The 2,308-nt window shown below is 61.2% G+C and carries 3 protein-coding genes and 1 pseudogene; 3 read left to right on the forward strand and 1 reads right to left on the reverse strand.

The genetic code is table 11. The features are described from left to right. From WA354_RS19840 to WA354_RS19850, 3 genes are all read left to right on the forward strand, one after another. Positions 1 to 509 (forward strand): ComF family protein (locus WA354_RS19840; protein ID WP_472814754.1); only part of this gene is annotated, 509 nt, incomplete at its 5' end. 30 nt (positions 510 to 539) lie between these two features. Beyond that, the gene (locus WA354_RS19845; RefSeq protein WP_472814755.1) at positions 540 to 1,145 is read left to right on the forward strand and encodes an HNH endonuclease; all 606 of its coding nucleotides are present in this window, start codon (positions 540 to 542) and stop codon (positions 1,143 to 1,145) included. A gap of 116 nt (positions 1,146 to 1,261) precedes the next feature. Continuing rightward, the gene (locus WA354_RS19850; protein WP_472814756.1) at positions 1,262 to 2,038 is read left to right on the forward strand and encodes a dimethylarginine dimethylaminohydrolase family protein; all 777 of its coding nucleotides are present in this window, start codon (positions 1,262 to 1,264) and stop codon (positions 2,036 to 2,038) included. A 63-nt stretch (positions 2,039 to 2,101) separates the two neighbouring features. Here WA354_RS19850 and WA354_RS19855 read toward each other — a convergent pair. Further along, positions 2,102 to 2,308, reverse strand: a pseudogene (locus WA354_RS19855) (hypothetical protein); the annotation flags it as partial.

Below are 2,308 nucleotides of genomic sequence, written 5' to 3' on the forward strand. Positions count from 1 at the left end.
CTCCCGATGCGCCCGCAGGTCTGCTCGTTGTGCCTGTGCCGCTGCACCGCACCAAGCAGAAACAGCGGGGCTTCAACCAGGCCCGCGCCCTTGCTAAATGCGCCATCGACGCCCTGCGTAAATCGCATCCCGGCTGGCGTCTTACCCTGGCACCCTCCACGCTCATGCGTCTGCGATCCACCGCAAGCCAGGCAGGACTGACACCGCGCCAGCGCCGCCACAATGTCCGTGGCGCGTTCAAGGTTTCCGATCCGTCCGTTGTCGCGGGCAAACAAATCCTGCTGGTCGATGACATTCTCACGACCGGTGCTACCGCCCGCGCTGCTGCCCAGTCCCTTATGAAGGCCGGAGCGACCGCTGTATACGTGGCGACGCTCGCCCGCGCGCGCCGCATCAACAACAACGCGCAGCTTCTTCCGTTAGAAACGAGACGCGCCCAACCCGGCATGGAGCCGGCCAACCAGTTCGCAGGCATGCATTTGTCATCATCCACTCACCAACTTTCCTAAAGAGGGGACCAGATGTCGCTCGGAAAAGCCATGATTCATGCACGCAAGCAAAAATCCGCCGCACGCGCCGCCGCTTATGCTGCTGAGTCAGGCACCCATACGGCTGTGCACGCCAACCACATTCTGCAGATGCCGGTGCTGGTGCTCAACGCGTCCTATGAGCCTATCAACATCTGCGGAGCGCGCCGCGCGCTCGTGCTGGTGCTCAAGGGTATCGCGCGCACTGAAGAGGAGCACGGCCTCACGCTTCACGCGCAGCGCAGCCGCATCGCCATGCCCTCGGTCATCCGCCTGCTTGAATACCGGCGCATCCCGCACCAGACGCGCGCCCTGTCGCGCAAAAACATCCTGTTGCGCGATCGCAACCAGTGCCAGTACTGCGGCGTGGTGCTGCCCTCTGGCGAACTCACTCTCGATCACGTCGTGCCGCGTTCGCGGGGCGGCAACTCTACTTGGGAGAATCTCGTTGCCTGCTGCCACGCCTGCAACCGCCGCAAGGGCAACCGCATGCTGGCGGAGCTTGATGACATGATTTTGCTGCGCGAGCCGCGGCCATTCTCGCTCCACACCAGCCGCCAGATCATGCGTATGCTCGGCCGGGGCGACGACCGCTGGCGCAAATACCTCTTCTATTAATTGACTTCCTCTAAGCCGCATCACGGGTGTGTCCAGTTGGTGCACATTCCGCAACCCGAAAAACGACGAGACTGCAAAGAATACTGAGGCTCCCCAACCCACAATCCACTGGAGCTTTGCGTCTGTTTACTCGCGCCATCGTACGCATTCCGGGCAGCAATTTCGCTGACGGCCTCACGACCGTCGATCTGGGCATTCCTGCTTTCGACGAGGTTCTTCACCAGCATGCGCGCTATTGCGATGCCCTGTGCGACTGCGGTCTCGAACTGACCGTTCTTGAGCCCGACCTTCGCCACCCCGATTCCACCTTTGTGGAGGATGCAGCGATTCTGACGCCGCACGCTGCTGTCCTCACGCGCCCCGGCGCATCGAGCCGCGAGGGTGAAGTTGCGGCCATCCGGCCCGTTATCGAGCGTTTCTATACCCGCGTTTTGACAATCGAAGCGCCCGGCACGGTGGATGGCGGGGATATATGCGAAGCCGAAAACCACTTCTTCATCGGTGTCTCACTGCGCACCAACGAAGAAGGCGCCCGACAGCTCGCTGCGCAACTCGGCGAGCACGGCTACACTGCTTCCACCATCGACATCCGCTCTATGACGACAATCCTTCATCTCAAGAGCGGCATCAGCTATGTGGGGGACAACACGCTGGTGGTGATGGATGAGATGGCTAACAATCCCCAGTTCGCCCGCTTCAATCAGATCCGCGTCTCTGCCGCGGAGAGCTATGGCGCCAACTGCGTCCGCGTGAACGACCGCGTGCTTGTGGCGAAAGGATTTCCGGACATCAATGAGAAACTGGTCGCGCGCGGATTTGATCCACTGGTCCTGAACATGAGCGAGTTTCAAAAAATGGACGGCGGCCTGAGCTGCCTCTCGCTGCGGTTTTGATGCAGCTGGTAGCCCGTAGCCTGTTGCTTCTGGCTTTTAGCTACAGGCTACAGGGGCTCTCCGCTACTGCTGAGGCTTCGGCTGCTGCGCGGGCGGGGCGGGCGTGGCCGGCTTTCCTGGCTGTCCCTGCTGCTGGCCGTTTTGCGGACCGGTCTTTGTAATGTCCTGCCCGTCGTAGATGATCTTGATCGTCGAGCCGAACCGCTTGTAGTCGGTGTACTTGATCGTGTCGCGAATGTGGACGTCCTGGCTCATGTACCCGTTCCCGCC

Origin of the sequence: Occallatibacter sp. (assembly GCF_049802275.1) — a bacterium.
GTDB lineage: Bacteria > Acidobacteriota > Terriglobia > Terriglobales > Acidobacteriaceae > Telmatobacter.

What these genes read in the sequence shown, in the direction of transcription:
- WA354_RS19845 (WP_472814755.1), top strand. Translation starts at nt 540, where the DNA reads ATGATTCATGCACGCAAGCAAAAATCCGCCGCACGCGCCGCCGCTTAT.